Below are 2,991 nucleotides of genomic sequence, written 5' to 3'. Positions count from 1 at the left end.
AGAAAAACTTGATTAATAATGTACAGGATTAATTCTACTACAAAATTGGAAGGAGGGGGCAACCATCGATCCCTACCTCCCACACTCCGAGAATGATTATTATTCTTGAGGATGAATAGTTTATTTTTTGGAAGTCCCTAAGCAATACTACTGCGTTTTCTCGCTTCCTTATAAGATGTTCCCACATCCTGTAAACCGACTTTAATCATCTGTTGTTCCAAAAGGGCAAAAAAACGCAAGCGATCGCCACCTTTAATCACCGCTAAATTGTGCGCTTCCGCTAAGGCGATCGGATAACCATAACCTTTTAACACCTGGGCCAGTAAAATACTCAAAGAGCGATCGAGTAATTCTCGCTCCTCCACCACCCAAGCAGGAACCTCTACCCTAGCGATTTCCGTCCCCACATGGAGATAACAGAAGTAAATGCGATGTTCATCCCCATAAAGATCGAGTATTTTCAAAGAACTGCGCCAAAAAGGACTTCTTTGCCCCGGTTCCAATAAATAACCCCAGAGAGAAGCATCCCGGAGAGGATCGACAACGCGACAAGGGGTTTTTTCTGGGTCTAAATCACCGCAATTGATCAAGCAATTGGGAGTATCATGGGGACAAGATTGTAAACGCAGGAAATTTAAGCCTTCCGTGCTACGAGAAGCACTAATATAACCTATAAGCGGGATTTTAGCCGAGCGCAAATCGTCCCAAGACTGAAAAATCGGCGGCAAAATTAAATCTTTTGCTTCCGGGGGGAGACTATCGATAAACCAATAGATCAAAGAACCATCCACGAGGGCTAAATTTGGTTCATAATGGGCGCCGGGGGGTTTTACCCAACGAGTAGCCATTTCCGCTAACATTTGGCTTTCTAATACCGTCCGACGATAACTCATCCACTCATCCACGCGAATACCCCACTGTTTAGAAATGTAGAGGTCTTCTGATTTGTAATAGACTTCGGGAATGCTATCGAGGAGCGGGTGCAAATTTTGGCCATAGTGCAACATGATCCTACCGATATTAATTAGATAACAGTAGGCAATTTCGTGGTGAGAAGGGGCAATTTGGGAACCATCCGTGGCAAAAACGCTATGACTTTCGGGAGCGGGAAGGATAGTAATGCGGGTGTCGAGAGGTTCGATCGGTAGCGCGACAGAGAAAATTAGGCGATCGTGCCAGTTATGATAGAGTTCTAGCAGTTTTTCCTGTTGCTGTTGAGCCTGTTCTAAAAGAATTTTAGCCCGTTGCACTCGCTCACGACTAGCTGTCACTTCCTGTTGAAAATGTTGACTAATCCCTGGCATTTTTGCCGCTAATTTCGCAAGATCGAGCATAACTATCCTCTCCCTGACTTTTTTTGATTTTATCGCAATTTCCTGTCTCTAGTTATCTTAATGGTGAGATAGGAAGTTTTCCTTTTGGGGAGTCGCTCGTCAATACCAAAAAGGAATTCTGCGTATTTAGACAATATTTCTCCTTAAGATCATTATAGTTTTGATAAGAAATAATTTGCTCATGTTGCATTCTACCAACAATAATACCAGGGTGTATTCCTAGTTGTTCGGCAAATTGATTAATAGCTTTTCTATTCAGAGAATTATTGGCGATAAATCTCTGCCAATCTCTGGGAGCAATTAAGAAATTAGCCGCAAAAATATCCGCCTCTTTTTCTTTAATTTTATCTTGAATATCTTGCCCCTCTAAAAATAAAGTTCGTTTCCCATGTAATAAAATATGACCAGCTTCATGAAAAAAAGAAAACCAAAAATGATCATTTGTTTTGTATCGATCGCTCAATTGAATTAAAGCTCTCTGAGAACCTAACCAACGGGTAGCACCGTGTACCCTTGTTTTCGGAAGTTCAGGGACAAAGGCTAAGGCAACCCCCGCTGCCGCACAAAGCTCGATCATTTGCGGTTGAAATACTTCGATCGACTTAACAGTTAACGAACGAATTTGTCGCAAGGCATCTCTGAATTTCAACTCGTTGTAATCAGCACAATTAATTTTCGATGCTTCTATTTCTCCTTGACGCAACCATGCCGTTATTGCCCCTCGATCACTATCAAATGCTTGAGACTTTCTAAAATCAATCGATAAATTTATCCCCCAAATCTCCTCCCATTTCTCAGGGGAGACAACGGCAAAAAAATTCAAGCTCTCCCGTAATTGCTCTATTTTATCCTCATCAAACTTGAGCCAGCCTAATTCAGTCATCTGCCGATAAGGAATTTGTTTTAACCAGCCTAAATAACCTTTTAATCTTTGATTCTCGTTTTTTCTCGCTAAATATTCCCGATAAAGTCTTTCGCGCTCTATCCAGAAACTGGCGGGAGTTCCTAACACTAACTCTATCTGTAAGGCGGTATCGATAGTAATCTCCGCTTTACCTTTTATGATCTCATTGATAGTCTTTTTTGGTCTGCCCATGCGTTGGGCGAGTTCCGATTGAGATATATTTCTTTCTTCTAGGATTTCGGCAAGGGTTTCTCCCGGTGGAGAAATAAAATCCGGTGCATATCTGTTCTCAATAGTATTAGTCATGGGTGTCATCTATGCCAATAATTACGACTGCGGTTACTTTCTTCCAATCAATTCCCCCGTCTGCTTTTTGAGGAATCGGTATATTAGCTGGCTCAAAAATTAGTCTGAGAGGATGAACTAAATCTAGAGATAGTTGTCCAGCACGGTTATGTAACAATTCGTGGCAACGTCCCGGCAGCGATCGCATTTCCTCCAGGACAATAACTGCTTTTAAGTCGTCGAGTCTTTGCCTGATTTTCTTAGCCATCTTCTCTCCATACTGTTTTTTCAGTAGTCTTTGGCTATTGCATTCGTTCTCAAATTTTTTTTGGCTCTTCGGTTTATGTTATGCAATGAACGGGGGTTATAGAGGATGTAACCCTTGTATAGAAAGGCATTTAGCGATTTTTGTCAATTATTTTTCTCTAGAGCGAACTAATCAATTAAGTCTCTTGCCAGATAAGGATT

General features: G+C 41.5%; 3 protein-coding genes. All 3 read right to left on the bottom strand.

All coding sequences use genetic code 11. The features are described 5' to 3' along the window. Positions 1-137 precede the first annotated feature (137 nt). The 3 genes from IM509_RS08515 to IM509_RS08505 are packed head-to-tail and all read right to left on the bottom strand — an operon-like array spanning position 138 to position 2,815. Entirely contained in the window at positions 138-1,334 is a 1,197-nt protein-coding gene (locus tag IM509_RS08515) for a DNA double-strand break repair nuclease NurA (protein WP_072927091.1), read from the bottom strand. 52 nt (positions 1,335-1,386) lie between these two features. Further along, positions 1,387-2,544, bottom strand: coding sequence for a HigA family addiction module antitoxin (locus IM509_RS08510; protein ID WP_072927094.1), 1,158 nt, complete (start codon positions 2,542-2,544; stop codon positions 1,387-1,389). Next, positions 2,537-2,815 (bottom strand): type II toxin-antitoxin system RelE/ParE family toxin, encoded by a 279-nt coding sequence (locus IM509_RS08505; RefSeq protein ID WP_072927096.1) that lies wholly within the window; start codon positions 2,813-2,815, stop codon positions 2,537-2,539. Before IM509_RS08505 ends, IM509_RS08510 begins: the two co-directional genes overlap by 8 nt. Between the last annotated feature and the right edge of the window lie 176 nt (positions 2,816-2,991).

The organism is Microcystis sp. M31BS1, from assembly GCF_020245285.1.
Lineage (GTDB): Bacteria > Cyanobacteriota > Cyanobacteriia > Cyanobacteriales > Microcystaceae > Microcystis > Microcystis panniformis.
The sequence above is the reverse complement of the archived record's forward strand: the minus strand, read 5'-3'. Positions and strand labels throughout refer to the sequence as shown.

What these genes read in the sequence shown, in the direction of transcription:
- IM509_RS08510 (WP_072927094.1), bottom strand. Translation starts at nt 2,544, where the DNA reads ATGACTAATACTATTGAGAACAGATATGCACCGGATTTTATTTCTCCA.
- IM509_RS08515 (WP_072927091.1), bottom strand. Translation starts at nt 1,334, where the DNA reads ATGCTCGATCTTGCGAAATTAGCGGCAAAAATGCCAGGGATTAGTCAA.